Annotated in this window: 22 protein-coding genes and 5 pseudogenes; 11 read left to right on the top strand and 16 right to left on the bottom strand. The window is 67.5% G+C overall.

What is annotated here, in order from left to right:
• The first annotated feature begins 27 nt into the window (after positions 1 to 27).
• The 5 genes from NF20_RS02130 (at position 28) to NF20_RS02110 (ending at position 6,352) form a co-directional block, all read left to right on the top strand.
• The gene (locus NF20_RS02130) at positions 28 to 1,674 is read left to right on the top strand and encodes an ABC transporter permease (protein ID WP_024637184.1); all 1,647 of its coding nucleotides are present in this window, start codon (positions 28 to 30) and stop codon (positions 1,672 to 1,674) included.
• Entirely contained in the window at positions 1,674 to 3,017 is a 1,344-nt protein-coding gene (locus tag NF20_RS02125; RefSeq protein WP_019733713.1) for a hypothetical protein, read from the top strand. The genes NF20_RS02130 and NF20_RS02125 overlap by 1 nt, the downstream gene beginning before the upstream one ends.
• Positions 3,017 to 4,273 carry a hypothetical protein gene (locus tag NF20_RS02120; protein WP_033713213.1) on the top strand — a complete coding sequence of 419 codons (1,257 nt, stop codon included), beginning with the start codon at positions 3,017 to 3,019 and terminating at the stop codon, positions 4,271 to 4,273. Before NF20_RS02125 ends, NF20_RS02120 begins: the two co-directional genes overlap by 1 nt.
• 123 nt (positions 4,274 to 4,396) lie before the next feature.
• Positions 4,397 to 4,777 (top strand): hypothetical protein, encoded by a 381-nt coding sequence (locus NF20_RS02115; protein ID WP_224111333.1) that lies wholly within the window; start codon positions 4,397 to 4,399, stop codon positions 4,775 to 4,777.
• Between the two features lie 243 nt (positions 4,778 to 5,020).
• Positions 5,021 to 6,352 carry a PPE family protein gene (locus NF20_RS02110; protein WP_033713211.1) on the top strand — a complete coding sequence of 444 codons (1,332 nt, stop codon included), beginning with the start codon at positions 5,021 to 5,023 and terminating at the stop codon, positions 6,350 to 6,352.
• Positions 6,353 to 6,748: 396 nt separating this feature from the next.
• Here NF20_RS02110 and NF20_RS02105 read toward each other — a convergent pair whose 3' ends face one another.
• From NF20_RS02105 to NF20_RS02090, 4 genes are all read right to left on the bottom strand, one after another.
• A complete protein-coding gene (locus tag NF20_RS02105; protein WP_033713209.1) occupies positions 6,749 to 6,940 on the bottom strand; it encodes a ferredoxin in 192 nt (63 codons plus the stop codon).
• A 341-nt stretch (positions 6,941 to 7,281) separates the two neighbouring features.
• Positions 7,282 to 8,361, bottom strand: coding sequence for a GGDEF domain-containing protein (locus NF20_RS02100; protein WP_023864604.1), 1,080 nt, complete (start codon positions 8,359 to 8,361; stop codon positions 7,282 to 7,284).
• A gap of 280 nt (positions 8,362 to 8,641) precedes the next feature.
• On the bottom strand, positions 8,642 to 9,016 hold the full coding sequence (locus NF20_RS02095) for a MerR family transcriptional regulator (protein ID WP_003875976.1): 375 nt from the start codon (positions 9,014 to 9,016) through the stop codon (positions 8,642 to 8,644).
• 196 nt (positions 9,017 to 9,212) lie between these two features.
• Positions 9,213 to 9,404 carry a hypothetical protein gene (locus NF20_RS02090; RefSeq protein WP_003875975.1) on the bottom strand — a complete coding sequence of 64 codons (192 nt, stop codon included), beginning with the start codon at positions 9,402 to 9,404 and terminating at the stop codon, positions 9,213 to 9,215.
• 434 nt (positions 9,405 to 9,838) lie between these two features.
• Here NF20_RS02090 and NF20_RS27545 point away from each other — a divergent pair, with 434 nt between their 5' ends.
• Entirely contained in the window at positions 9,839 to 9,985 is a 147-nt protein-coding gene (locus NF20_RS27545; RefSeq protein WP_019732300.1) for a hypothetical protein, read from the top strand.
• Between the two features lie 8 nt (positions 9,986 to 9,993).
• On the opposite strand, the gene NF20_RS02085 is transcribed toward NF20_RS27545, so the two are convergent.
• Complete coding sequence (locus tag NF20_RS02085) at positions 9,994 to 10,410, bottom strand: Hsp20/alpha crystallin family protein (protein WP_003875974.1); 417 nt, start codon at positions 10,408 to 10,410, stop codon at positions 9,994 to 9,996.
• A gap of 228 nt (positions 10,411 to 10,638) precedes the next feature.
• On the opposite strand from NF20_RS02085, the pseudogene NF20_RS02080 reads away from it, so the two are divergent.
• From NF20_RS02080 to NF20_RS02065, 4 genes and pseudogenes are all read left to right on the top strand, one after another.
• A pseudogene (locus NF20_RS02080) lies at positions 10,639 to 12,158 on the top strand (PucR family transcriptional regulator).
• A 152-nt stretch (positions 12,159 to 12,310) separates the two neighbouring features.
• The gene (locus NF20_RS02075; protein WP_019732302.1) at positions 12,311 to 12,943 is read left to right on the top strand and encodes a membrane protein; all 633 of its coding nucleotides are present in this window, start codon (positions 12,311 to 12,313) and stop codon (positions 12,941 to 12,943) included.
• Positions 12,944 to 13,312: 369 nt separating this feature from the next.
• The gene (locus NF20_RS02070) at positions 13,313 to 13,846 is read left to right on the top strand and encodes a GreA/GreB family elongation factor (RefSeq protein ID WP_023900950.1); all 534 of its coding nucleotides are present in this window, start codon (positions 13,313 to 13,315) and stop codon (positions 13,844 to 13,846) included.
• A complete protein-coding gene (locus tag NF20_RS02065; RefSeq protein WP_003875970.1) occupies positions 13,843 to 14,310 on the top strand; it encodes a GreA/GreB family elongation factor in 468 nt (155 codons plus the stop codon). The genes NF20_RS02070 and NF20_RS02065 overlap by 4 nt, the downstream gene beginning before the upstream one ends.
• Before the next feature lie 293 nt (positions 14,311 to 14,603).
• Here the strand turns inward: NF20_RS02065 and NF20_RS02060 are convergent, their stop codons facing one another.
• On the bottom strand, positions 14,604 to 15,107 hold the full coding sequence (locus NF20_RS02060; RefSeq protein ID WP_224188558.1) for a hypothetical protein: 504 nt from the start codon (positions 15,105 to 15,107) through the stop codon (positions 14,604 to 14,606).
• A gap of 133 nt (positions 15,108 to 15,240) precedes the next feature.
• Between NF20_RS02060 and NF20_RS02055 the strand changes: the two are divergent.
• Positions 15,241 to 15,955 (top strand): annotated as a pseudogene (locus NF20_RS02055) (type 1 glutamine amidotransferase domain-containing protein).
• 602 nt (positions 15,956 to 16,557) lie between these two features.
• On the opposite strand, the gene NF20_RS02050 reads toward NF20_RS02055, so the two are convergent.
• The 10 genes and pseudogenes from NF20_RS02050 to NF20_RS25855 form a co-directional block, all read right to left on the bottom strand.
• Complete coding sequence (locus tag NF20_RS02050; protein WP_003875965.1) at positions 16,558 to 17,151, bottom strand: TetR/AcrR family transcriptional regulator; 594 nt, start codon at positions 17,149 to 17,151, stop codon at positions 16,558 to 16,560.
• The gene (locus NF20_RS02045; protein ID WP_011724504.1) at positions 17,148 to 17,999 is read right to left on the bottom strand and encodes an oxidoreductase; all 852 of its coding nucleotides are present in this window, start codon (positions 17,997 to 17,999) and stop codon (positions 17,148 to 17,150) included. Before NF20_RS02045 ends, NF20_RS02050 begins: the two co-directional genes overlap by 4 nt.
• 330 nt (positions 18,000 to 18,329) lie before the next feature.
• On the bottom strand, positions 18,330 to 19,040 hold the full coding sequence (locus tag NF20_RS02040) for a TetR/AcrR family transcriptional regulator (RefSeq protein ID WP_024637172.1): 711 nt from the start codon (positions 19,038 to 19,040) through the stop codon (positions 18,330 to 18,332).
• Positions 19,041 to 19,075: 35 nt separating this feature from the next.
• Positions 19,076 to 19,630, bottom strand: a complete 555-nt coding sequence (locus NF20_RS02035) for a pyridoxamine 5'-phosphate oxidase family protein (RefSeq protein ID WP_023900956.1) — start codon at positions 19,628 to 19,630, stop codon at positions 19,076 to 19,078.
• Positions 19,631 to 19,672: 42 nt separating this feature from the next.
• Positions 19,673 to 19,945 (bottom strand): thiamine pyrophosphate-binding protein, encoded by a 273-nt coding sequence (locus NF20_RS27845; RefSeq protein WP_224110892.1) that lies wholly within the window; start codon positions 19,943 to 19,945, stop codon positions 19,673 to 19,675.
• 35 nt (positions 19,946 to 19,980) lie between these two features.
• Positions 19,981 to 20,439 carry an acetolactate decarboxylase gene (locus NF20_RS02030; RefSeq protein WP_224188572.1) on the bottom strand — a complete coding sequence of 153 codons (459 nt, stop codon included), beginning with the start codon at positions 20,437 to 20,439 and terminating at the stop codon, positions 19,981 to 19,983.
• A gap of 64 nt (positions 20,440 to 20,503) precedes the next feature.
• A pseudogene (locus NF20_RS02025) lies at positions 20,504 to 20,725 on the bottom strand (transposase); the annotation flags it as partial.
• A 43-nt stretch (positions 20,726 to 20,768) separates the two neighbouring features.
• The gene (locus NF20_RS02020; protein ID WP_007172497.1) at positions 20,769 to 22,712 is read right to left on the bottom strand and encodes a tyrosine-type recombinase/integrase; all 1,944 of its coding nucleotides are present in this window, start codon (positions 22,710 to 22,712) and stop codon (positions 20,769 to 20,771) included.
• Positions 22,709 to 23,757 (bottom strand): annotated as a pseudogene (locus NF20_RS28655) (tyrosine-type recombinase/integrase). The gene NF20_RS02020 and the pseudogene NF20_RS28655 overlap by 4 nt, the downstream one beginning before the upstream one ends.
• A gap of 112 nt (positions 23,758 to 23,869) precedes the next feature.
• A pseudogene (locus tag NF20_RS25855) lies at positions 23,870 to 24,247 on the bottom strand (transposase); the annotation flags it as partial.

Genomic DNA, 24,247 nt, shown 5'->3' with positions numbered 1-24,247 from the left:
ACCCGTCCCGGCACCGGAGGCCTCGCTATGAGTGCCCTGGTGGCGCTGACCTTGCGCACGATGTCAGGGTCGCGGCGCGACGCGGACCTGCTCTTCGCGGCGCTGGCACCGGTGGGCTGCTTCCTGGGATTCACCCTGGTGCTGGGCGGCCTCATCCGCACCGGCTCGATGAGCTATCCGCAATACGTCCTTCCGGTGGTCGTCGTGCAGGCGATGCTGTTCGGTGCCATGACCACGGCCGACCGCGCCGCCCGAGACCGGCTGTCCGGCTTCGGGTCTCGGCTTCGCACCCTGCCGCTTCCCGCATCGGTACCGCTGGGCGCGCGGATGCTGTACTGCCTGACACGCGCGCTCATCGCGCTGGCCGCGACCATGGCGGCCGGATGGTCATTCGGCTTCCGGATGCAGGGCGGCCCGGCGGATGCAGTCCTGTTCGTGACCATCGTTGTGGTGTTCGCGATGGCGGTCTGCCTCGGCGCCGACGCCCTGGGCTCCCGCGTCGGCACCGTCGAATCGTCGAGCCAGTTGCTGCTTCTCCCCCAACTGGTCCTGGTCTTGTTGTCCACCGGCATCGCTCCGGCGGAATCGTTTCCGGCGTGGATGGCACCGTTCATTCGCAACCAACCGGTATCCCAGGTCACCGAGGCGCTGCGCGGCCTTGCGACCGGTCACGTCGCCGGCGGCAGTCTGGCGGCGGCATTGACGTGGTGCCTCGGCCTGCTCGCGGTATTCGGTGTTGTCGCGGTGCGTATGCAACGACGCGTCGACGCGGGCAGGTCGCGAGCACACCGAGCCGTTCGCAAGGCGCCTCGAGACACCGCGCCAGCCGGTGATGTGGGTGTGAACCCTGTCGGGAAATCGGCCGAAGGCATTGCACGGCAAGAGGTTACGCGGGTGGGCTGCCTGAAGGGATTCGTCAGCCAAAGCGCCTCGGAGGCGGGACGGCTGCTGCGCCGCTGGCGCCGCGACCCGGTCGTCGCGGTGCAGGCGTTGTTGTTTCCGACGCTTCTGCTGGTCATCTACAAGCTGCTGGTCGGCAAATCGGTGCTGGCCGTCACCGGACACGACAGCCTGTACGGGTTGGTCCCGATGTGCGCGGTGGTCGGCGCGGTCTTCGGGACCATCGGCGCCGGTTTGGCTTTGCCGTCGGAGCGCGAGTCGGGCGTGCTGACCAGGTTATGGGTGCAGCCGGTCCATCGGGCCAGCCCCGTGGCGGGCCGGCTGGTCGCGGAGGCCGCCCGAACCGTCGCATCCGCGTTCGTGCTCACCGTCTTCGGGGTCGCCCTGGGTCTGCGGTTCAACGACGGCTGGATCGCCATGCTGGCGTTCGTGCTTGTGCCCGTGACGATTTCGGCGGGGATGGCGACACTGGTCACCGCCATCGCTGCCCGCGCGGACGGCAAAGCGATGGTGACCTGGCTGGGTGCGGGGTGCGTGGTGCTGTTGTTCCTCAACACCGGTGTCGCGCCCGCCGAGGTGTTTCCGGGATGGCTGCAGCCGGTGGTGCGTTATTCGCCGATTTCACCGACGATCGAGGCGATGCGTGCGCTGGCGCAGGGCGGCCCGGTGTTGTCGCCGCTGTGGCAGGCGGGTTTGTGGAGTGGCGTTCTGGTCGCGGTGTTCGCGCCGATCGCGGTGCGCGGGTATCGCGCCGCGGCCGAGGCGGGGTGCTAGTGGCGAGGCTGGCGCTGCTGGACCAGGCCGCCTTCCTCCGGCTGCGCGCCACCGGTCAGGGCAGCACCGTGCAATGCACCTGGATCTACGACCGCGACGTGAACATCGCCGAGTTGCGGGCCTTCAATGACAACCTCGGCTTCGGCCTGCTCGGACGCCGCATCGAGCGTTCGCCGCTGCCGTTCGGGCGTCACCGCTGGGTGCTCGACCGCCGCCCGCCCGACATCGCGTGGGAGCCTCGGCAACCGCGGTGCGAGATCGGTGCGTGGCTCGAAAGACGCGCGCGGGTCGCCGTCGACCCCGAACACGGCCCGACGTTTCACCTCGGCGTGCTGCCGCTGGACGACGGCGGCGCGGCGGTCACCCTGGTGGCGTCACACTGCGTCGTCGACGGGCTCGGTCTGGTGACGGCCGTCGCCGAAGCGGTCAAGGGTGAGCGACGCGATCTCGGCTATCCACAACCGAATTCACGCAGCCGGTGGCGCGCGGTGCGTGAGGACCTGGCCGATGCCGTTGCCGCCCTGCCGTCGGCAACCCGCGCGCTGATCGCGACCCTGCTTCTGTTGCTCAGGGTTTCGCCCGATCGGCGGGTTCAACCGCGGGCGCAGCGGCGCGGGGACTTCGTCCCGCGTGACGACGCGTCGAACACCTCCGGGTCGGTGACGATCCACACCGATGCCGCGGCATGGGAGGCACGAGCGCGCGCCCTGAACGGAAGCGGCAATTCGCTGTTCGTCGCATTCGCCGCCCGCCTGGCGCACCGGATGGGCAGGGTGCTGGCCGACGGAAAGTCCGTGACCGTGGTACTTCCGGTCAGCGACCGCGCCCCCGACGACGACCGCGCCAACGCGCTGACCTCGATCACGCTGACCGTCGACGGTGCGGCGGTGGCCGACGACTTGACCGATGTGCGCGCCGACGTCAAGAGATCGCTGGCATCCCTGCAGCACCGGCCCAACGAAATGCTCGCCGGACTGCCGCTCATCCCGTTCATCCCGCGATGGCTGGTGCGGCGCGGCGAAGGCCTCGCCATGGCGTCCAGCCAACTGCCGGTGGGATGCTCCAACGTCGGGAGCCTGGACGGCGCCGTCGGCCGCATCGACGGCGCGGACGCGACCGAGGTCTCCATGCGACTAGTCGAGCAGGGCATCACCCGGGCCCGCATCGAGCAGGCCGGTGGCCAATTATTCTGCGCCACAGGCGTTGTCAACGGCAGCAGGTTTCTCACTGTCGTCGCCCACCAAGGCGGTGCGGGCAACGCCACGGCCACACCTGAACTCGCGTGTGCCGCGCTGGCCGACCTGCAGCTGTCCGCCACCACCGTTTACGAGGGCCGAAACTGATGGTGGGCCTGGGCATCAAGGCGGATCCGCCTGCCCGGCGGCACCGCCGTGTGTACGTGGGCATCGGCGCCGCGATCGCGGCGTGGGCGGCGCTCGTGCTGTGGTGCGCAATACGGGTCGTTCCGCTCGACGTGTACTGGATGTCGTATTACGCCGCCGACTACACCCACGGCTTCGTCCGTCGCGGGCTCGCCGGTGAGCTGGTTCACCTGGTACCGGGACACTACTTCGCGGTCGGTCTCGGTGTGCGATGGATGTCCACGGCGGTTTATTTGTGCGGTCTGGCGGCGGTCGCCGGCGTGGTGCTCGCCGGTGGGCCTCGGTCGCAGCGCCGGCTGTTGGTTGCGATGCTGATTCCGTTGCTGCCCTTCGGAGTTCCGTTCGCGGCGTTCTCGGCTCGGCCCGACCTGTTCGGCGGGGCGGCCCTGGCGCTGTTCAGCACGGCGCTGACGCAGGCGCGTTCCCGCGCCCTCGCGATGGGCTGGTGCGCGCTGTATGGCGGCGCGATCGCGGTGCTGACGTTGGTGCACGAGGCGATAGGGCTGCAGTTTGCTTTCGGGGCGGTGCTGGCGATCGTCGTCCTCGGCGGCGGGCTGGGATCCGCTCGGCGTCTCGGCGCGCTCGTGGCCGTGACACCGGGGGTCCTCGCCGCGGCGATGGTGGCCGTGCTCGGCCGTCACGACGTCGCCGCCGAACTGTGTGCCGCCGTGCCGCATCGCCTCATGCCCAACCCCTTCGCGAAGGTGACGTCGCCGGAGACGCTGTTGCGCTTTGTGATCGAGGGACCGCCCAGTCAGACCGATTATCACGACTGGGTATGCCGCAACGTGATGCCGAACTACGACAACGGAATCTCGGACGCGCTGCGCGCGGTCGGCCAGATCGGAGCACTCGGTCTCACCGTCTCTCTGATCTTCGGCGGCGCTGCCGTCGTGGCGACGTTGTGGGGACTCGGCGAACTTTCCGGCGTGCCGTGGCACGCGTTCATCGCGGCGTTGCACGGCCGGATGACCTGGGTGACCGCCGGGCTGCTGCTGGTCGTCCCGGTTTTCCTCACCGGCTACGACTGGACGCGCTGGCTGACCATCGTCGCGTTCGACATCGCGATCGTGTTCCTCCTCTTCGCCTCCCGTCGCGCGGAGATCGACCAAGCGCCCACCCCAAGAACGCTGCGGCTGTTCATCGTTCTCGCGATCGCGTTCGCGCTCATTCCGGTGGGCGCCGTTCCGGGTTTCGGAGGACCGCGGATGGTCTGATCGGCCCCGGCGCGCTGGCCGGGGCAGGAGATCGCGGCTGGTAAAGTGGGGGGCACTGTGACTTTTGGTGACCGAACGCCGGCACGGTGGTCACGACGGCAGAGCGCGTCGGCCATCGTTGCCGTGCTGACCCTCGTCGCAGCTGTCCTCGGTTGCGCGGCTTTGCGGGTTGAAATGGCAGGCGACGCCTCGCAACCCGGGATGGTGGCCTCGGCCGCCGAACTGGCCTCCGGGCCCGCGCGGCTGAACCACGAGCCGGTTCCGGCACGCCGGCTGGGGATCGGCTCCACCGTGAACGATGACCTGGCGTTCAAGAGCCCCGGCCTAAAGCGTGATCGCGCAACCGCTTTCGCGTTCTCCACACCGCGTTCGTCCGATTCCCTGGTAGCACCGACGGCCGGTGTCATCGGGTGGCAGCAGCGTGTCGATACACCTCCTCGCCCGCCCACCCCGGTTCCCGCCGGACACAACCTCCGGATTCAATTCTGCGTCGCCCGTTGCTGATCCGCCCTCGCCGCTCGGTGGCGCGCGACGCCATCGCGGCGGGCTAGCAACCGGCTGGCCGCTTTCGGCAACGGCTCATCGCGGGCCGGCCGCTGAGCCTCCTGCCGAGCTCGACTCCCGACCGGCCTCGCGTGCCGCGTCGGGGACTCCGACCTTTCCTCACCTGCGTCAGCCGCTGACCGGTTCGCGTGCGCACGCCGCGGCAAGTCGGCTGAAGACGTCAACCAAAAGATGGGTACGAACATGGATTTTGGCGCGTTACCACCCGAGATCAACTCGGGCCGGATGTATTCGGGACCGGGACCGGCGTCGCTGCTGGCCGCCGCCGCGGGATGGGAGTCACTGGCCGCCGAGCTGGCCGACGGCGCCGGCAATTACCGAGCGGTGATCGCCGGCCTAACCAACGAGTCCTGGCTGGGGCCGGCGTCGCTGTCGATGGCGGGCGCGGTGATGCCCTATGTCTCCTGGCTGACGGCGGTCGCCGAGCAATGCGGTCGGGCCGCCGCACAGGCCACCGCGGCGGCATCCGCCTTCGAAGCGGCATACGCGATGACGGTGCCCCCACCGCTGATAGCGGCCAACCGAGCCCGGCTGCTGGCCCTGGTCCAGAGCAACATCTTCGGGCAGAACACCCCGGCCATCATGGCCACCGAAGCCGAGTACAGCGAAATGTGGGCCCAGGACGCGACCGCGATGTACGGCTACGCCGCCAATTCGGCGTCGGCGTCGGCACTTTCGCCGGTGCCTTCCCCACCGCAACCGACGAATCCCGCCGCGGCCGGCCACCTCGCTGCCGCCGCCCACGCGGCGGTCCAATCGGGCAGCAGCGCGCACACCACGACAGCGCACTGGATGTCCTCGGTTCCCCAGACGCTGCAAGGCCTTTCGACACCCGGGTCGACGCCGGGCAATGGTCTGTCACCCACAGCGATGGGCACCGGCGCCGCGCTGGGATCCTCCGGGCCATTCAGCTCGCTGTCGAGCCTCACCGGCGCCTCGGGCAAGGGTGCGACCAAAAGCGCGAGCACCGGCGCCGGCGCGGGACTGGCGTCGGCGCTCGCCGCCGGGCCCGCGGCGGACGGAGCCGCGGCCGGCTTGGCGGAGGAGGCGGCCGGGTACGGCGCCGACGGCGCCGGTCTGATCGCCGACGGCGGTGGAATAGGTATCGACCTATACGGCCTCGATCTGGATTACCAGGGACTGGCGTTGGACGAAGCGGGCGCCGGTTCCATCCTGGGGGCCGAGGCTGGCACCGGCATAGCGGGCACCGCCGGATTGGGAAGCCTCGAACCGCCGGCGGGACTGGGCCAAGGCGCCTCGGCGAGCGTGGGCCAGGCCGGCGCGCCCAGCACGTTGTCGGTGCCGCCGAGTTGGGCCACAACGGTGTCGACGGTCACCTCGCTGCCCTCGCCCAACTCCGGTCCGGTGCCGGGCGGTTGGGCCGCGGCGCCCACGGCGTCACCCGGTCCCGCGGTGTCCCGGCTGCCGTTGGGCGGGATGGTCGGGCGCGAATCCGAGGGCGCGGTGCACCGGGTCGGCCAGCGCGTCTCGCTCATTCCGCAGGTGATCGGATGAGCCACCGCCTCACTCGGCACGCCGTACCGAGATCCGCAAACCGGTCGACCACAAAGGAGATCGTCATGCCCAGCCCCGCACCACCCCGCTCGGGCCGTCCGAGGCGGGACCGAAACCCGTTGGCGCTCATCGCAAAACCGCTGCTGGGCGCCGCCCTGGCAGCGGCGGTCGCGACCGCGTGGCCGGCGACTGCCGGTGCCGATCCGGACCCCGGCGGCGCCGCAAATCCGTTCGGCGGTCTCAGTTGCGGCTGCAGCGGGACGCGACCGGCGGGCGATCCAGCGCAAATCGATCATGGACTGCGACAGGGACTTTCGGACGGGCGCCCTGCGTCGTCACCCGAGCGGTCACCGGGTTGACCGGCCGGGCCCGGCCGGCAGCTCACCGGGTCCGCGGTCAGTCCTGGCGCGATAACGCCGCGCGGGGGCAGTCGGCGATCGCCTGCTCGGCCAGCGCCGTTTGCTCGGCGGGCACCGGGTCGGCGATGACCACGGCGTATTCGTCGTCGTCGAGTTGGAACACCTCGGGTGCGATCTTCACGCAGAAAGCGTTGCCCTCACAGCGATCACGATCTACTACGACGCGCACGGTTTCTCCTTTGCTCGGGCTTCACTGGGGCGTCCGTTCGGTAGCGGGCCGGGATGGTCGCGGTGAGCCTCGGCGCAGCAGTCGCCCTATCCCGCGGTTTCATGAAAAGCCCGATCGCGGAATCGATTTCGCGATGTTGCCGCGTCAGGACCGCGGATAACGCGCCACCGGGCATCGGGTGCTCCTCTGCGCCACTGAAACAGGCCGGCGGGCCCGGGTCTGCACCGATGGCCGCAGGACGCCGGTGGGCTGCCCGCCCGCTCCTCGATTTTTACAGCAACAATTGTGTAAACTCTAGCCGTCGGCGCGCCGGCTGACCAGACCAATAGCGCGCGTGTCGATCAGGTAGAGACCTGGGCGGGCCGGTGCCGGGTTTGGTTGCCGCCGCAGCGTTTAGCTTCGTACATGGCGCTGTCGGCCTGGGCGACTAACTGGTGAAACGCGTGTTCGGCGTATTCGGACACGAGGTCGCGCAGCGGCAGGGTCGCCGTGCCGACGCTGGCGGTCACCGGCGGATCCAGCGCGGCCACGGCCTCGCACAGTTGGTGGCCCCACCCGGGTAGCTGCTCGGTGCTCACGATGTCGGCGACCAGGAATTCCTCGCCGCCGACGCGGCCGACCACGGTGGTGTCGCCGCAGGCCGCGGTCAGGGCGCCGGCCACCGCGATGAGCGCCTCGTCGCCGGCGGCGTGTCCGTGCGTGTCGTTGAGCGCCTTGAACCGGTCCAGGTCGACCATGGCCACGGCCAAAAACATGTGGCTGGCCCCGGTGAGCATGCGTCCGATGATGGCCCGGTTACACGCTCTGCGGTTCAGCAGCCCGGTCAGCGGGTCGCGGTTGGCGCGCAGCAAGTCGAGCCAGAGTGCACGCACCACGATCTGGATGGACAGCGGGACGATCACGTTGAGCTCGAGGACCAGGAAATACCCGGTGAAGGCAAGCATCGCCTGGCCGGACGCGGCCAGCCGGGCCGCCTGCAGCGCCCCGATGGCGCCGGCCAACCCGAAGTTCAGGCCCATGAACTTGGCGGTGTGGAAGAAGGCGTTGTAGCCGCCGGTAACCGAGAGCGCCGAGCATGCCATGAGTCCGACCAGCGGCTCGGTTTGCCACAGGCAGCCGGCGCCGATGGCCACGCTGCCGGTCAGCGCGAAGACGACGGACTGGCGGCGGGTGGGCCACCCGTGCAGCCACAGCACCGCCATGCCCAGCCCCACCATGCCGGCCAGCACCGAGACCGTCAGCGTCAGCCCGGGAAAGAACGGCGTGGCGCCCCACAGCACGTTGGCCGGAACCAGCACCAGCGAGGCACCCACCACGGCCATCGCCCGGCGGGTGGCCGTGCCGAACCCGTGATCTTGCAAATAGCCGGTCAGCCAATCGAAATGGTCGGGTTGTCCCCACCACGCCGCCAGCCACTTCATCGGTCTGCCTCTCCCGTACTTCCTCACCCTTCAACGCCCGCGTCACCGAGTTCGACCACAGTAGACCATCGGCAGGCCGAAATACGTTGAAATGACAAGAAAGTGCAAGGAGTTGGCCGCCGGGTGCGCGACGGCCCTTCGGGCGGCGGCTCAGCCGCTCCGGCGGGGCGAAACGACGGCGTGGGCGGCCTCGAAGACCGCTGTGTCGCCCGATGATTCGGCGTCGTGGTTGGCGACCGCCTCGGCGTGCAACGTGAACACCCGACCGGTTGCGAACCCGTCAGGGCGTCTGCTTTTCTCCGGTGCGACGGGAGGTGGCCCGGCTCGGCGAGGGTTTGGATCGATCCCGGAGTTTGGCGTTGGACAGTTGCAGCCTGGTGTAGTCGGACTTCAACTGGTTGTTTTCGGTTTCCAGGTGCAGTATTCGGGCGATGCCGGCGAGGTTGATGCCCTGGCCGACCAATTCGCTGATCCGCTTGAGGCGCTCGAGATCGTCGTCGCTGTAGCGACGGGTGCCGCCGTCGGTGCGCGACGGCGTCAGCAGTCCCCGTCGTTCGTACAGCCGCAGCGTTTGCGGCGGGGTGGCGGACAGCTCGGCGGCCACCGAAATGCCGTAGACGCCGCGCGCGGATCGAGCGGTCGCATCGCCGGTCAACTGGTTTCTCCCTGTCGAAATGACCCGGTATTCCTGGCTCGGAAAGAATACCTGCGCAGGTGGCACAAAATCTATGTCAACTGAAGCACATCAATGGCCAGCCCACCGACCGGCCGATCCCGCTGGATGCAAATGCGTGCCGCTGACCCGGTCCGCCCCGCCGAGGGCAGCCCTGGGGCGGGGCGGACCGCAACGGTCAGTCGATGCCGAGACCGCTGGTGACCAGGACGCGACGGTCGCCGCCGAGGTGCGGATATTCGTCGTCGGGCAGGGGCACCAGCTGTTGCTGTTCTGCCCAGTCGGCGGGATCAGCCTCGACCGGCACAGCGGTGCGTAACGCGCCGGAGTACTTGCGCGCACCGATGTGGGGGACGGCTTGTGCGATCACGACTCTTACCCCTCCCTTTTGCGACTCAACGAATACCTTTGCCTGTCAACGCTTTCAGGCTTCTATAGCTTGCCGCCGCGTCGCGGCGCAACGAAGGGTGGGGCCGCCCGCCCCCGGGTGAGTTGCCTGCTGGGCAATGGCGTCTCCTCGCACACTGAGGTAGCGCCCACGGTGCTGCCCGGCCGGCGGGCTGACCCGATCATCGTGTTGGTGATGCCATCACCTGCCTTTCCTGGATCGTTGCGTTAACGGTCCCATCGGGGATGGGCTGCGGAGGGCCGCGCTCCGCGGCGAACACGTCGCGCACGGGTCCGGTCCGCGGGCGCGCCGGTATCTGCCAAGACCGACCAGGTGACCGGGGCCCGAGCAGGGCGCACCCGACCACTGGTGGCGCCGGTGGCCGACGAAGCAGGGCTTCCGCCGCCGCGCACAGGATGGCATCGACCTCGGCGATCAGCGTGGCCACCGGCGGATCGTCCAGCAGCAAGGGCGCCTGCTGGTCCTGGATGGCTGTGCCGGGCGCCGGCGAGGCCACGGTGCTGCAGCGCGTCATCACTAACCCGCCTTCTGTCAGCATCTGACCGGCCGATCACGCGTTGACGGCGGCCTGCCCATTCCGGCTGACCGCGATCTTGCGCGGCTTCGCCTTCTCGGCCACCGGAATTCGCAACCGCAACACCCCGTCGGTGTAGGTCGCCTCGATGCGGTCGGTGTCCAGGTTGTCGCCGAGCACGAGCTGGCGGCTGAACACGCCGCGCGGCCGTTCGGTGGCCAGCATCTCGCGCCCCGGATCGACGTCGGGCCGCTCGGCGCGCACCGTCACCACGTTGCGTTCGATGTCGAGGTCCAACGACTGCTCGTCGATTCCCGGCAGGTCGAACTCGACGATGAACTGTTCACCGTCGCGCCAGGCGTCCATCGGCATCACCGACGGATGCGCCGCGGTGCCCGAGACCTGCCGAGTGAAGCGATTGAGGTCACGGAAGGGATCGCTGCGCACCAACATGGTCGTCACCTCCAACACTCCAATCTGTCGTCTACCCGCCATCGATTATCTATGTCTCGCGACACAGTTTTTATTTACCTCCGTCTCGGTGTTCTGGCAAGGTTCTCCCCAAGATTTTTTTGACGCGATCACCGGGGCGGCTTTCCGGCGTAGTTGTTGCACCTGACCTCGGGGGGCAGGATACGAAGGAATCTGCCTCTAGTTTCTGAGCATCGTTGGAGCCGGCTCGTGATCACGTTGGACCGCCTGGTGAACGTCTTGGGCGGCTACGGGGTCCGCTTGCGGTGGTCGGCGGTGCCCCGGTCGACCGAGCTGCGCAGCGTCGTCATCCACGAGACGCCCGAGGACCGCCCGGTGGTGGGCGACGTCCTGCTGGCCGTGGGCGCCGGCTCGCTCGACGAAGCCGTGCGCTGGGCGGCGTCGGCGCGTGCCGCGGTGGTGGTGCTGCGCGACGATGAGACGCCGATGACGTTCGACGGCGTCACCGACGTCGGCGCTGTCCTGGTGATCGATCCGACGGTGTCGTGGAGCGCGGTGGCCGCGGTCGTCTACGGTCTGGTTCTGGAAGGCCGCGAGACCGAATCCGGGCGTGGCCCAACGGATCTTTTCGCGTTGGCCGACAGCCTGGCCGACGGGATCGGCAACCCGGTGGTGATCCAGGATCGGCACCTGGGCGTGCTGGCGTACTCGCGGCTGGCCCAGGCCGATCCGGCCTTGGTCGAGACGGTCCTGCAACGGCAGACGCCCGAGCCGTTGCGCGCGCTGTTGGAGGCCCGAGGGGTATTCGCCCACCTGCAGGTCGCCGACGAGCCGCTGTTCGTCGCCGAGGACGCCGAGCGGGGTCTCTCCGGGCGCATGGTGGTGGCGGTGCGAGCCGGCGCGGAGTTGATCGGATCTGTGTGGGTGGCGTGTGAGGCGCCGTTGCAGCCGGCGGCGCTGCGCGCCTTGGCGGACGGGGCGCGCACGGTGGCCTTACACCTGCTGCGGTCGCGCGCCAGCGCGGACCTGGAGCGACAGGTCGAATCCGAACTCGTCATCCGGCTGCTGGAGGGTACCGCCGACGCCGCCACGGTGGCGAGCCGGTTGGGCTTGGCGCACAACGGTTTACGCGTGGTCGCGGTGCAGGCCTTCGTCGGCGCCGACCGCGATGCCCCGCTGCTGTTGGCGTTCGAGCGCGCCACCACCGGGTTCGGCTGGTCACGGCCCGGGCGCAGCGCACTGGCCGGCAACAGTGTCTACGCCGTGCTGCCCGCCGATGAGGCGTCGACGGCGCGGCGCTGGGTCGGCGCGTTGCGGGCGGCGCTGCCCGAGCGGCTGACCGTGATCGCCGGAATCAGTGGTGTGGCCGAGGTTGGCGATCTGGCCGCCGCGCGCCAGGAGGCCGACGAGTGTCTGGCACTGCACGAGATGTCGCCTGCCGCACCGCCGCCCGCCTACGACGAGTCGTGGGACGACATCCTGCTGCAGCGTTTGCGTGCCGCGGCGCGGTCCGGGCGTGCCCGACCCGCGGGCCGGTGGCCGACCTGGGCCGCCATGACCGCGCCAACGGCACCGATTACCTGGCCACGCTGCGGGCCTGGCTGCAGGCCCAGGGCGACCCCGCCGAGGCCGGCAGGCAGCTGGGAGTGCACGAGAACACGGTGCGCTACCGGCTGCGCAAGATGGCCGAGATCACCAACCTGTCGTTGGACGACTCCAAGAAGCGGCTGGCGATGATGATCGAACTCGCTGCCATCCACACCGACTGAGCATCGACGCTGTCGGGATCCGACAAATCGCCGCACCACCGTTGTGCGCCACGGGCAACGCGCTCGCCGACGGTCCGCCCGATGATGAGGTTGTCCATGGCCCGCTCGGGTGCGGGCCCCGCGCGATGTCCAGGCTTGACAGGAAGCATCCGATGACCACCAAGGGTCGCGATCATCAGCGGCTCACCGGCGGGCGCGGCGGTGACGCCGCGGCGGAACTGGAGACCGTGCACATCCCGCTGCCGCGGATCCTGCTGGCGCACCTGTTCGGGCGAAATCCACTGGTACGCGTGAGCGACCGGGTGCAGGCGCTGATCTTCGTGTTGGCGGTCGCGGTCTCGTTGGCGGCGGTGCCCGTCGCCGCGACCATCGGCACCGCCGTCCACGAATCCCGCAGTCGCGTCTACGCCGAGCAGTCCCAGACGTGGCGGACGGTGACCGCGACGGCCGTCGGGGACAGCCATCCCCGCCGAGATCTTGACAGCCCGACGGTAAGGGTGCCCGCCCGGTGGCAGTACGCCGGCGCCGAACATGCCGGCGATGTCATCGCGCCGCTGAATGTCAAAGCCGGTGACACGGTTGAGATTTGGGTCGACGACACGGGTTCGCCGGTGACGCCGCCGGATCGGACCGCCCTCGACGAGGCGGTGGCGTTCGCGGTGGTGTCCTGGTGCGCCGTGAGTTTGCCCGCCGCGGCCTTGTTCGCCGCCGCCCGCGCCGCCCTCGATCGACGGCGTTACGCCGCATGGCAACGCGACTTCGACAGGCTTGTCGACCAGCGGTAGGGATACGCGGCTCCCCCTGCGTCCACCTCCCCCTGTGTCCACCTCCCCCACCTCCCCCTGTGTCCACGACACGTAAATGGTGGCGAAGACACGCCGACGAGCACCGCCACAGGTTAAGTTTCGTCCAAGCCACCGCGGCGAGCCGTCGACGTGCCGCAACTCGGGCGCGACGGCATTGTCGGGCCGCGACAACGGGCCGCGGCGCCGTTGTCCGTTTCCAGCAAACGCGGCGCCCGCGGACCGGCCACCATGGGAAGTAGCAACTCCGGGACTCGCCCCGACCGCAGGGGTTCCGCGTCGTCAGGGACGGCTGCCGTATGTCGGCCCGTCCCTGACGACATCTCTTCTCATGGAAGGATTTTCACCAGCATGACCACCGACACGATCGCCTCGTCCACATCGCAGTACCACCGCGGGCTGCGTGACGAGCTCTCCGCGCTGCGCTCCCAGCGCAGTGTCGAGTTTCCCGACGACTTCATGGATTACCGCCCGGGTCGTGCTGCGCGTCCGTCGGTGCGCCGCAACCGAATCCGTGAGCTCGAGGAGCTGTTGGCGACCGCCCCGGGATCCGGGGATCGCGCCGCCCAGGCCGTCGCCGCACCCGGCATGGTGCTCACCATTCGCTACGACGCGACCGGCGAGACGGAGACGTTTCTGCTCGGTCGGCGCAACGGTGGTGACGGCCGGGTCAAGGTGTACTCGATGGCGTCACCGCTGGGGCGGTCGATCGCCGGCGCGCGCCCCGGCGAGCAACGCATCTACGCGATACCCAACGACACCGGCCGCGTGGTGACGTTGCTCAAGGTCGTGCCCTACGCGGGAGGAGACTCGAAACCCCGTTCCCCACAAGGCATTCAACGGTGCGCTGACGCCGGCCTGGCTGACGAGAGGAGACAGGCATGACCAGCACACAGCCCGCGTGGATTTCGCCGCAAGCCCACGAACGATTGCAGCGGGAACTGGCCACGCTTCGCGAGTTGCGTGATACCAGTGCCGTCGGCAGCGCCACCGACGAGAACTCTCTGGCGGTTCAGCGTGCCTGGCAGCTGCGCATCCACCGGATTCATGACCTGCTGGTCAACGCCGTGGTCGGTGATGACCCGCCCGATGACGGGGTCGCCGAACCCGGCATGGTGTTGACCATCCGCTACGACGACACGGGAGAGATCGAAACGTTCCTGTTGAGCGTGCGCGGCGCCGAGTACGACGGCACCGAGGTCTATTCGATCCGGTCGCCGTTGGGCGCCGCGATCGCGGGTGCGCGTCCGGGTGAGCAGCGCAGCTACATCCTGCCCAACGGTGCCCCGCTCACCGTCACTCTGCTGAAGGCGGTGCCGTACGGCGTTCACCTGGCCGGCAGTAGCTGATCGCCGGTGATCGGATGATATTCGACCTCATCGATCCGCTGGCGATGATCGTTCTGCTGACCGCGGTGGTCTTCCTCATGGTCGCCGTCGCGTACGGGCGAATGTGACGCCGGAAGAGCCCTGATTGTCAGCGGGCTTGTTTCAACGGGTCATGCCTCAGCGTCATCAGGCGATGTCGCCAATTTTGTTGCCCGGCGGTCGGTTCCAGCTCGTCGCGGCGTTCGGCGTGAATCCGATGCACGACCTTGCAGTCGCGGTCGGAGCCGACTCGCGGAGCCGACGTTGCCTGAGGATTATGCGGGCAACTCACGCAAGAACGATCGCGCGACGGCGGGTGACGCCAACTCGACGACGCGGACGGTGTCGGCATAGCGCACCAGGGCGGCATCGAGGAGCGGTCGGCTGTCGATCGGGTATCGCCATACCCATCGCAGGAACTTCCAATCGAGGCGTTCGGGGCAGCCGTCGGCTTGCACCGCCCGTCCCCTGTTCGTCCACCATCTGCGCAACAACCCAACCAGGCATCGCCAGCGTGAGAACGCAAGGATGATCACTGCATCGGCCCGCTCCAGGCGTAGGTCGAGCGAGCTACGGTAGTTGCCGTCCATGATCCAGCGATCCCCAGCGGCCAGCTCCGCCACCGTCTTTCGCCATTGATCCGTCGGGGTCGGCGTCCAGTGCGGACGCCAGTAATGGTGATCCAGGTGAATTACGGGAAGACCGGTACGACGCCCCAGCTCCCGGCAGAAGGTGGTCTTACCCGCTCCGCCGGACCCCACGACCGCGACGCGCTGCACGACGCGATTCTGTAAACATCTGGCCGGCCGTGCAAGACCCGAGAGTTGTCTGAGACGGTGACACCGCAGCTGATTTTGGTGATCCCGTCGCGGATTCGGGTACCCCGGAGGAAGCGCTGCAGCCGATTCACCGATCCGTCAATCACACGAAAGCAGGCCGCCGACGACCAAACGCATCCTGAACGTGGTCACCAACGTGGCCCACTACGACGAGCCCGAGCACCCGACCGGCCTATGGCTGTCGGGTCACCCACGCGTGGCACGTCTTCGACGAGCACGGCTTGGAGCAGACCCTCGTCAGCCCCTCCGGCGGCAAGGTCCCGCTGGAGCCCAGAGCGCTAAAGTTCCCCAACTACGACAAGACCGCCAAGGCCTGGCGCGCCGACCCGGGCAAGATGGCACTCCTGGAAAACACCCGCAGCCCCGACGAGATCGACTCAGCCGACTACGACGCGATCTACTTCACCGGGGGCCACGCTGTCATGTACGACTTCCCCGATAGCATTGGGCTGCAACGCATCACCCGTGAGATCTACGAACGCGGGGACATCCTCGCCTCGGTGTGCCACGGCTACTGCGGACTTCTCAACACCACGCTTTCCGACGGCTCCTACCTGATCGCGGGCAAGAAGATGACGGGCTTCTCGTGGCGAGAAGAGGTCCTCGCCCGCGTCGACAAGCTCGTTCCCTACAACGCGGAGCAACGAGCCAAGGATCGTGGCGCGCTCTACGAAAAAGCCAAACTTCCCTTCATCTCCTACGCCGTCGTCGACGGCAACCTCGTCACCGGACAGAATCCAGCCTCGGCCAAGGAGACAGCCAAAAAGCTCGCGTCGCTTCTCCGGTAGATCAGCGGCTGCCCCAAACAGCCGCAACCGGCCGAGCGGCTGACCGAGCCGTGCGGCGGGCGTTAACCCCGTCAGCGGCCGCAGCCGACTAGCAAATGGCGGCCGGGGCGCCGGTGAGGGGGCAGTAGGGAGGCACACAACTCACCGACGTCGTCGAGACGGCAAAGGCGAGCACCAGCGTAAACAAGATTTTCGTGACCTTGTTCATAACCGGAGATTATAGGTCCAGCCACCGTCCCGCAGGGGGCGGTTCAGACGCATCCAGGTGACGGCTCGAAGTGCGCGCGTGCAAAAGGAATCGTTGCGCCAACTGCATAAGTTCTTCCGAGCCAAGGCGGCCAGCGTGGCTCTCGAAGAACTTCAAGCTTGCATCGCTACACTCCGCAAACTCAGCGGTGTCCCCGAATCGCCAGTTCCAAATCCGCTGCGGAAGGCCGACGGCGACCGGTGATCGAGTCTGGTCACCCCGACATTTGACCGAGCAGCTAGCCGCTGCCACACCTTCTTCTCCCCCGTCAGGGCAGAGGCGTCTCGTCGCGACACTGCGAAGTTGCGGGCTGGCGGTGCTCTCCTTTCTCTGCGGCAACAGGGCACAGCGCGACTCAAGAGGCGACTCGTAGCCATATTTCGGTACAGGTCTGTCGCGCTCGAGTCAGGCGGGCGGGCGACACTCGGGATGCTTGATAGAAGTTGCGTTCGATCATCCAGCACAGAGCCTCAGCGATGGCCGCCGATTTGTCGGGCCCCTTACCGGCCGGCACACCCATGTGCTCGAGTATTGCGGTGATCGCAACGACGAAGATGTCGGCCGTCTGTTTCCACAATGCATCGAGTTGCGGAACGGTGGCCGCGAGGTCGATCGCCGTGCGCATGACGACGCCGTGCTCGCGCCAGAGATCCTCGGTCCGTCGCATGGCGGTATCGATCGCCTTCGCCCCGCTGGCGGCGTCCTCGGTTGCGGCCCGCGACTTCTCGTGGAGCACCGCGACGGTGCGGGCGAACAACGCGGTGATGACTTCCTGCTTGGATCCGAAATAGAAGTAGAGCGCTCCGCGGGTGATGCCGGCGCGTGCGGCGATGTCGGCGATCGTCATCGCGTCATAGCCGATGGCGCCCAGTAACTCCTCGGCCGCGTCCAGGATCGCGGCCTCGCGGAGGTCACCTTTGCGGGGTTCGCCCGCTCGTCGCCGGGTCAACTCGCCGCAATCTGATGGCCGTCGGGGAAATCGGTGCTGCGCGACAACGACTCCCAGGCCGCGATGTCAGCGTCGACCGCGTCGCGTCCGGCGCGGATCAGCCGGAGCGCATCGGATCCCAGTAGGAGGTGGCGGGGTGGCTGCGCAGCTTCGACGGCGGTCAGTATGGCCGTCGCGGCCTTTGCCGGATCACCGAGCTGGTTGCCGTTGGCGCGCAGCCGTGCCGAACGGATCGGCTCGAACACCGCGTCGTAGTCATCGATAGCGCGTTCGGCGCGGACCATCGACCGGCCCGCCCAATCCGTCCGGAACGACCCGGGTTCGATTGCGGTGACGTGGATCCCGAACCCGGCAACTTCCTTGCCGATGCTCTCCAGCAGGCCTTCGAGCGCATACTTGCTGGCGCAATACACCGAGAGCCCCGGTACCGTCATCAACCCGCCCATCGAAGTGACGGCCATGATGTGCCCGCCCCGCCGCTTGCGCATGTACGGCAGCACCGACTGCACGGTGGCGGCAGCCCCGAAGAAATTGGTCTCAAACTGCGCGCGCACCTCCGACAGCGGCGTCTCCTCGAAGACGCCTTCCAATCCGTAACCGGCATTGGCGATCAGGACATCGATAGGCCCGATGGACGCTTCGGCTTCGGCGACGGTGTCGATGACCGCCGCGTGGTCGGTGACGTCGAGGATCCGGCCGTGGGCCTTCGCGTCCAGTGCTTCGAAAGGGGCTAAATCGGCGGTCTTGCGCACCGTGCCGATGACGGTGTGGCCGGCTTCCAGCGCACCGTGCGCAAGGGCGCGGCCGAGTCCGCTGCTCACACCGGTGATGAAGAACGTCTTGGGCATGACCCGAACCTATGCAAAAATCAACGCTGTGTCGAGTTTTTTCATCTCTGCGTTGATTACGCAGGTGGCGCCGATCGATGACGAATCGCGCGACGCGGTGACCACACGCTGGGTCGCGTCCCGGCGAGCATGCGGCCGATCCATCGTTCGGCCTGCACGACATGGGGGCCGAAAACGAGCCGTACCAGTCGATCATCTGCCTAGCGCAAGCAGTCTTGACGACCCAGCTGGCGAGGTACGCGGGTCCGGGGCTTGCGTCATTCGGAAGCTGCTAATTACAACTTGGGCCGCAATGTGTTGTCACGGTGTTGTTTTGGCGAGTGTTGAACTTCAGTCGAAACGCGGTTCAGTCTCCGAGTTCCTCCGCGGGCGTGAGGCGGGCCTGGAGCATGAAATTCCGGGTAGCAGCGTGGTTATCAGGGCATCCGCGTGCGCGGATATCCACTTAGATGATTGCGGATCGTGTCCGGTGAGAAGGCGCACTTCGGGCGCGTTGCTGTAGGGAGTCGATGCCCCGCCGACGAGCAGGTAGTAGACGATGTCGCTGTCGATGGGAGCGGCCACCCCGGCCTCGCGCAGTAGCGTCCACGCGGATGCAACGGCATCAAAGAGTGGCTTGACGTGAGTTTTGGTCAACCAAGCAAGTCTGTCGGAGTCGGCGGTTCCCTCATGGACCATGATTTGGTTGAGTTCGGGATGTCGGGCGGCAAATGCCACGAACCGCCGTATGCCGTCAGCGAAGTCCACTGCCAATTGCGCTGCGTCGATGTTGGTCGGACCAGTTGGGAAGAGCCCAGCCATCTCCTCGCCGAGTAGCGCAAATAAGTGGTCCACGGCTGCGGTCCACAGCGCCATCTTCGATTCGAAGTGGTAATTGATCTGGGGCTGGTGCGCGTCTACCCGCGCCGCAATCGCACGGGTGGATGCGCCGTCGAAGCCTTTGGCTCCGAACTCGACCAGTGCCGCGTTCAATAGTGCTTCGCGGATATCAGTTCGCACCCGACGCTGGCGTGGTGCGTGTTGGGGCGCTTTGGTTTTCATTGCGTCACGTTACTGGCGATTCGAGAGGACGCGAATCAGGCGGGATCGGGTGCGTCCCAGGGCACGGTGGTCGACACCCAGTGAACGATCTCTTCCTCTTGATCATTGCGGTAGAGGTGAGCCGGTGGCTGCGCGAAAGTCGCGTAAGGGCGGCAACGCACGACGACCCGATCCTCCTCAGCGGCCTTGGCGGCAACGATCGGACGCGCTTCCTCGGGGAGTGGCTCACCCGACATCCGACCAGCGACGGCCATCATTACATCGACCACCAGATCGTGGTCTCGCTCGATGGTGGCGTCTGTGTACACCTGCAGATATGCGAAGGGCCAGCGTTCATCAAGAACGCAGAGGCTCACCTTGCCGTCTCTCTCGACCATCCGGGCCTTGCCACGAGCGGCCATCGTGGACACCAGCAGTTCGTCGTTGTCGGTCGGTATGTAGTACACGATCGACATCGCCGGACCGTCGTTTCGCCGGCGGTAACCGTAAACACAGGTACGATGGGTACGCACGAATTCTCGCCGCTCCGAGGGGAGCAGGTCGCGATCAGTGGGAACCGTGAATGGCTCCGGCGCGAGGGGAAGCAGCATGACGCCAATCCTTTATCTTTGGTAGGCGATCCGGGCATGGTGCTAGCTTCCTCGGAGCGTTATTATCAGTCGATAATAATGCTGGGGCCGCAGAGGTGCAACCTTGCCCTGGCCTCTAACAAGCAGCCGCCATGAACCCAGACGAGCGCACAAAGATGTAGAGGGATCCCACATCGCATGCGCCGCATTCTGTTCGTGGCGACACACGACAAGTTCGGCACCACTGTCGAGGAGGGCGTCGAAGACCGGGTCGATCTTGGCCCCGGGCACACCGAAGACATATCGAACTCCATATGCGTGCAATGTCTCGACCACCCGCTGAGCCGAGCGCGCTTCGTTTTCGCCCGTCTTCAGCCGCCCTCGGTCTGGCGGATCTGACCGTCCAGATTCGGCTGGTTTAATTCGGCGCCAAGGAAGCCCGGGGTGCGCTGCAGACTCAGATGCAGTTCGGTGCGCACGCCAATCTCGACGGTTCCCCGAACCAGTTGGTAGTCAAGGGTATGTCCGCCATGCCGGTGCTCGGCGTCGATGAAGTGCGAGTGGTAGCCAGCCACCGAGATGCCCTGCTCGTAGTCGGGCATGCGGAATCCGACCAACGTCCCAGTCACGTCGGTAAACGTCACCTCCTGCTGATCCTCGGTGGCCTCGGTGAAGGGCCGGAACGGCGGATGCTGCTCCGTGACGGTGCGGGTGCGAATCGTGCTGAAATCACCGGTAACACGAACGGCGACCATGAGATTCGTGCTCTCCAGAGCTTCGTCAATCCGCGCTTTGAGCGCGCCGCGGTCATGTGGGGCCGAGACGTCTATCGGTCACGTCCCGTGGAGTGGTGTAAGAGCGGTCGCGTGTCCGCGTGTGGCTCTGTGGTAGCCACTATGCCGTGAGAGCGGCTGTGGGGGCAATGGTTTCGGCACTTTGGTCACTGACGTCGAGCAGAGCGAGGCTGGTCTCGGAGAGGTAGCGCTTGTCGGCGACCTGCCATTCGTCGTGGGCCTCAACGAGTACCGAGCCGGCCAGCCGTAACAGCGCGGCGGGGTTGGGGAACACGCCGACGACGTCGGTGCGGCGTTTGATTTCCTTGTTCAATCGCTCCATTATCCGGCCCTCGGGGGCGGGTCAACCCGTCGGGGTGGGATGTTCATCGATCGAGGCGCTGGAGGTGGTCGGTAAGGGCGTGGGCGACGCGGTCGTGGCGGGCGGCTTCGTCGGTCCAGCCGCGGCACTCGGCGTCGGTTCTGAGGGCCTGGACGTCGGCGAGTTGGTCGGTGAGCGTGTCGCGGAATTCGGGGGCGGTGACGTAGTTGTCGCAGGTTTCGCAGATGTTGGCATAAGGGCACGCGCCCGCGGATTCGTGGCGAGCGCAGTATCCGTGTGCAACGCGGGTTTTCAGCATTTCACTGTGCAGCCAGCCGACCTTGTCGGGCAGGATCGGTTTGCCGACCGGGGTGAGGGTGAACTGGCGGCGCATCTTGCCCATCGCTTCGTCGTAGGCCGCGCGCAGGGTGGGCGAGGCCAGGGTGGCGTAGCGGATCGTCATTTGTGGAGTGACGTGCCCGAGTAAGGACATCAAGGCCTGCAGACTCATCCCGGCGTTGGCGAGTTCGGTGGCCCAGGTGTGGCGCAACTGATGTGGAGTGACCATCAGGACGCCGCCGTCGGGACGGTGCAACCCGGCGGATTCAGCGGCGGTGAGCAGCCCGTTGCGCAGCCGGGTGTAGCCCAGGCGGCGTCCGTGCCGGGTGAACAGAAAGTCGGTGAGCACGCCGGTGCGTGGGTGCGGCAGCGGCCGGTGCGTGCCGCGGAGGGCGACCCACTCGTCGAGCGCGGCGAGGGTCGCGGCGGAGAGCGGGACCATGCGTTCGGTGGCGAGCTTGCCCAGTGGCACCTTCAGCCAGGTTCCGGCCGGTCCGTAGTCGATGATGCTGCCCAGTTCGAGGTCGAGCAGTTCCCCCGCCCGCAGGCCGGCACCACGCAGCACGGTCAGGCCGATGCGGGCGAACGGATCCTGCAGGTGGGCAACGGCGTTCATCACTGCCGCGTCCACATCGGGTGCTAGCGCGCGTGGCAACGGCTGGTCGAGTTTGGGGACGTCGGCGGCGAATACCAACCGCCGTGGTGGGGCCTGCGCCCAGCCCCAGGCGGTGATGTCGTCGAGCAGGTTGCGCAGACTGAGCACTGCCGACTGGGCCACCGCGGCCGAGACGGTGCGCCCGGCGCCCGCGGCGGCGCGCTGACCACGCCAGCCCCGGGTGCGATTCCATTTCAGGTAGCCCTCGATGCAGCTCCGGTCGAGTTCACGCAGGCTGATGACGTCGGGATGGTGAGCGGTGAGGTATTCGGCGAAGGGCAGCAGGTCGTTGATCAGCGACTCGACCGATTTGGGCCGCAGCACCGCCGCGCGCACGCCGATGTAGCGCAGCAACGTCTGACGGATCGGGTCGGGCATCTCCACCTCGGTGAAGCGCTGCTCGAGGCTACGGGCCCACCGCCGGCGTTTCGGCGCGGTGTCGATGACCGCGGTCTCGAACAACAGCTGCCGCAGGCTGGCCAGCCGCCCCCTGTATGCCCGCCGCGACGATGGCGGCACCACGGTACGTGACAGCGCGGCGTCGAAGTCGTCGAGCGCGTCGCCGGTCAGGTCGGCGACCATTCCGCCGTGGTGTGCCAGCACTACCGCCAGACATTCGCCGAGGACCGTCTCGACCCAGGAACTCCTCCAGCCCAACCGAATTCCCGCATTCCGCAACGCGGCGAATCCGCTCGGATCCCGGTCCTCCACTGCGCGGCCCAGCCCGGTCAACTGTTTGACCGCGGCCAGCTCGACGTCCAGCCGTAACCGGCCGGTGCCGATCGTGTGACAGATCAGCGGCCACGCCCCGGTGTCCCGTATCTCGGCGATCCGCTCGGCTGCCGGCAGCGTCATCCAGGCGTGCAGGTCGCGGTGGCGTGCGGTGAAGTCGCGAGCGATCCGAATCCGGTCGCGTACCGCCCGCCCGCTCAAACCCAGGGTGGCGACGTGGTCGAGATAATCCGCCACCACCTCGTCGGCGCCTACGGGTTGGCCGACCAACACCGTGGTCACTGCCGGGCTCCGGCCAACGTCGCACGAGCAGCACCGTATTCGGCGGCGAGCTGCTCGATCGACAAATGCACGTAGCGGGCCGTGGTCTCCGGCGAGACATGCCCCATCAACGCCCGCAACGCCAGCAGATCGATTCCGGCCGCCGACAATTCGGTGCCGTAGGTATGCCGTAAACGGTGCGGGCGGACTCTTGTGGCGCCAGAGGTCTCCCGGTGCCGACGGAACAGGCTGCGCAGCCCGGCCTCGCTGACCGGTGCACCGGTCGTCGGGCCGCGCAGCACTACGAAGCACTGCGGCGTCGCCAACCCCGGCGGCCGCTCCCATCGCAGGTAGGCGGCGAGCTCGGTGAAGAACGCCGCATCGACCGGGACATGACGTTCCTTGCCGCCCTTGCCGATCACCCGAAGCCGGCGCCGGCCCATATCGACGTCGGCGAGCAGCAGGCCACGCGCCTCGGCCGAACGCAGCCCTCCGAGTAGCATCACCAGCACCATCGCCCGGTCCCGGTGCGTTGCCAGTGTCGCCAGGAACGCGTCGACATCGTTGGTGGACAACGATTCCGGAAGACGCTGCGGCTGACGCACCAACCTACCGCCACTGCGTGCACGCCCGGGACCCAGATGACCGAGCAACCCCCGCTGCGACTGGCGCAGCCCTGTCCCCGCCGCGGCGACGGCACCGGATTGTCGGTGCAGACACCGGTCATCACCAGATACTCGAATAACGCGCGCACTGCCGCGACCCGGCGGTTCACCGTCGAAGCTGCCGGCGGGGTCGACGAGCGGTGACCGCCGGTGGGCTGGTCCGTTCGGCGGACGCCTTGCCAGTCGATCCAGTCGAACACCAACGGCGCATCGACCGCGGCGAGCCCGACCGCTTGCTGGACGAGGAACCGGCTCAAATTGGCGACGTCGAATGCGTAGGCCCGCACCGTGGCCGCGCTGAACCCCCGTCCCGCCAAATGGTTGAGAAACGCGTTCACCGCGTCCTGCCCGTCCCAGTCGCCCTCCAGGACATATCCGCTGTCGCTCTTGAGTACCCGCATCGCCGCTCCGCCTTCCCCCACCGAGATGCAGACAGCATCCATCCGTGCTCAGCGCTTGTGCGTGAACCTCACGCTGCAGCCCGAACCGTGTCCCCGAGAGCCGGTTAACGGATAGTGGGTTGGTTGACCAGATCTTTTTCCAGTGGGCCACCGGGAAGTCGGCGAAGGCGGTGATGTCGGCGGCGGCCTCGCGCAACATGGTTTCGACCTTGGGGAACTGGCGGCCGAGCATGCCGGCGATGGTGTCGAGTTGTTCGCGCACGTGCTCGGCGTCTGGCTGGGCGAAGACGGTGCGGATCGCGGCGGCGACCATCTCTGCGGAGCCCTTGGGCACTTGGGCGAGCACGTTGCGCAGGAAGTGCACTCGACACCGCTGCCAGGCGGCCCCGATCAGCACGGCGTCAATGGCACTGCGCAGTCCGGCATGGGCATCGGAGATGACCAGTTGGACTCCGGCCAGACCGCGGGATTTCAACGACCGCAAAAACGC

This window comes from Mycobacterium sp. MAC_080597_8934, assembly GCF_000523975.1.
GTDB classification, from domain to species: domain Bacteria; phylum Actinomycetota; class Actinomycetes; order Mycobacteriales; family Mycobacteriaceae; genus Mycobacterium; species Mycobacterium avium.
The sequence above is the reverse complement of the archived record's forward strand: the minus strand, read 5'-3'. Positions and strand labels throughout refer to the sequence as shown.

Excerpts from the sequence above, each read along its gene's own strand:
- NF20_RS02045 (WP_011724504.1), bottom strand. The coding sequence starts at position 17,999 with ATGCCCAAGACGTTCTTCATCACCGGTGTGAGCAGCGGACTCGGCCGC.
- NF20_RS02100 (WP_023864604.1), bottom strand. The coding sequence starts at position 8,361 with ATGAAGTGGCTGGCGGCGTGGTGGGGACAACCCGACCATTTCGATTGG.
- NF20_RS02075 (WP_019732302.1), top strand. The coding sequence starts at position 12,311 with ATGACCACCAAGGGTCGCGATCATCAGCGGCTCACCGGCGGGCGCGGC.
- NF20_RS02065 (WP_003875970.1), top strand. The coding sequence starts at position 13,843 with ATGACCAGCACACAGCCCGCGTGGATTTCGCCGCAAGCCCACGAACGA.
- NF20_RS02070 (WP_023900950.1), top strand. The coding sequence starts at position 13,313 with ATGACCACCGACACGATCGCCTCGTCCACATCGCAGTACCACCGCGGG.
- NF20_RS27545 (WP_019732300.1), top strand. The coding sequence starts at position 9,839 with ATGGCATCGACCTCGGCGATCAGCGTGGCCACCGGCGGATCGTCCAGC.
- NF20_RS02035 (WP_023900956.1), bottom strand. The coding sequence starts at position 19,630 with ATGCTGCTTCCCCTCGCGCCGGAGCCATTCACGGTTCCCACTGATCGC.
- NF20_RS02085 (WP_003875974.1), bottom strand. The coding sequence starts at position 10,410 with ATGTTGGTGCGCAGCGATCCCTTCCGTGACCTCAATCGCTTCACTCGG.
- NF20_RS02120 (WP_033713213.1), top strand. The coding sequence starts at position 3,017 with ATGGTGGGCCTGGGCATCAAGGCGGATCCGCCTGCCCGGCGGCACCGC.
- NF20_RS02040 (WP_024637172.1), bottom strand. The coding sequence starts at position 19,040 with ATGAAAACCAAAGCGCCCCAACACGCACCACGCCAGCGTCGGGTGCGA.
- NF20_RS02110 (WP_033713211.1), top strand. The coding sequence starts at position 5,021 with ATGGATTTTGGCGCGTTACCACCCGAGATCAACTCGGGCCGGATGTAT.
- NF20_RS02130 (WP_024637184.1), top strand. The coding sequence starts at position 28 with ATGAGTGCCCTGGTGGCGCTGACCTTGCGCACGATGTCAGGGTCGCGG.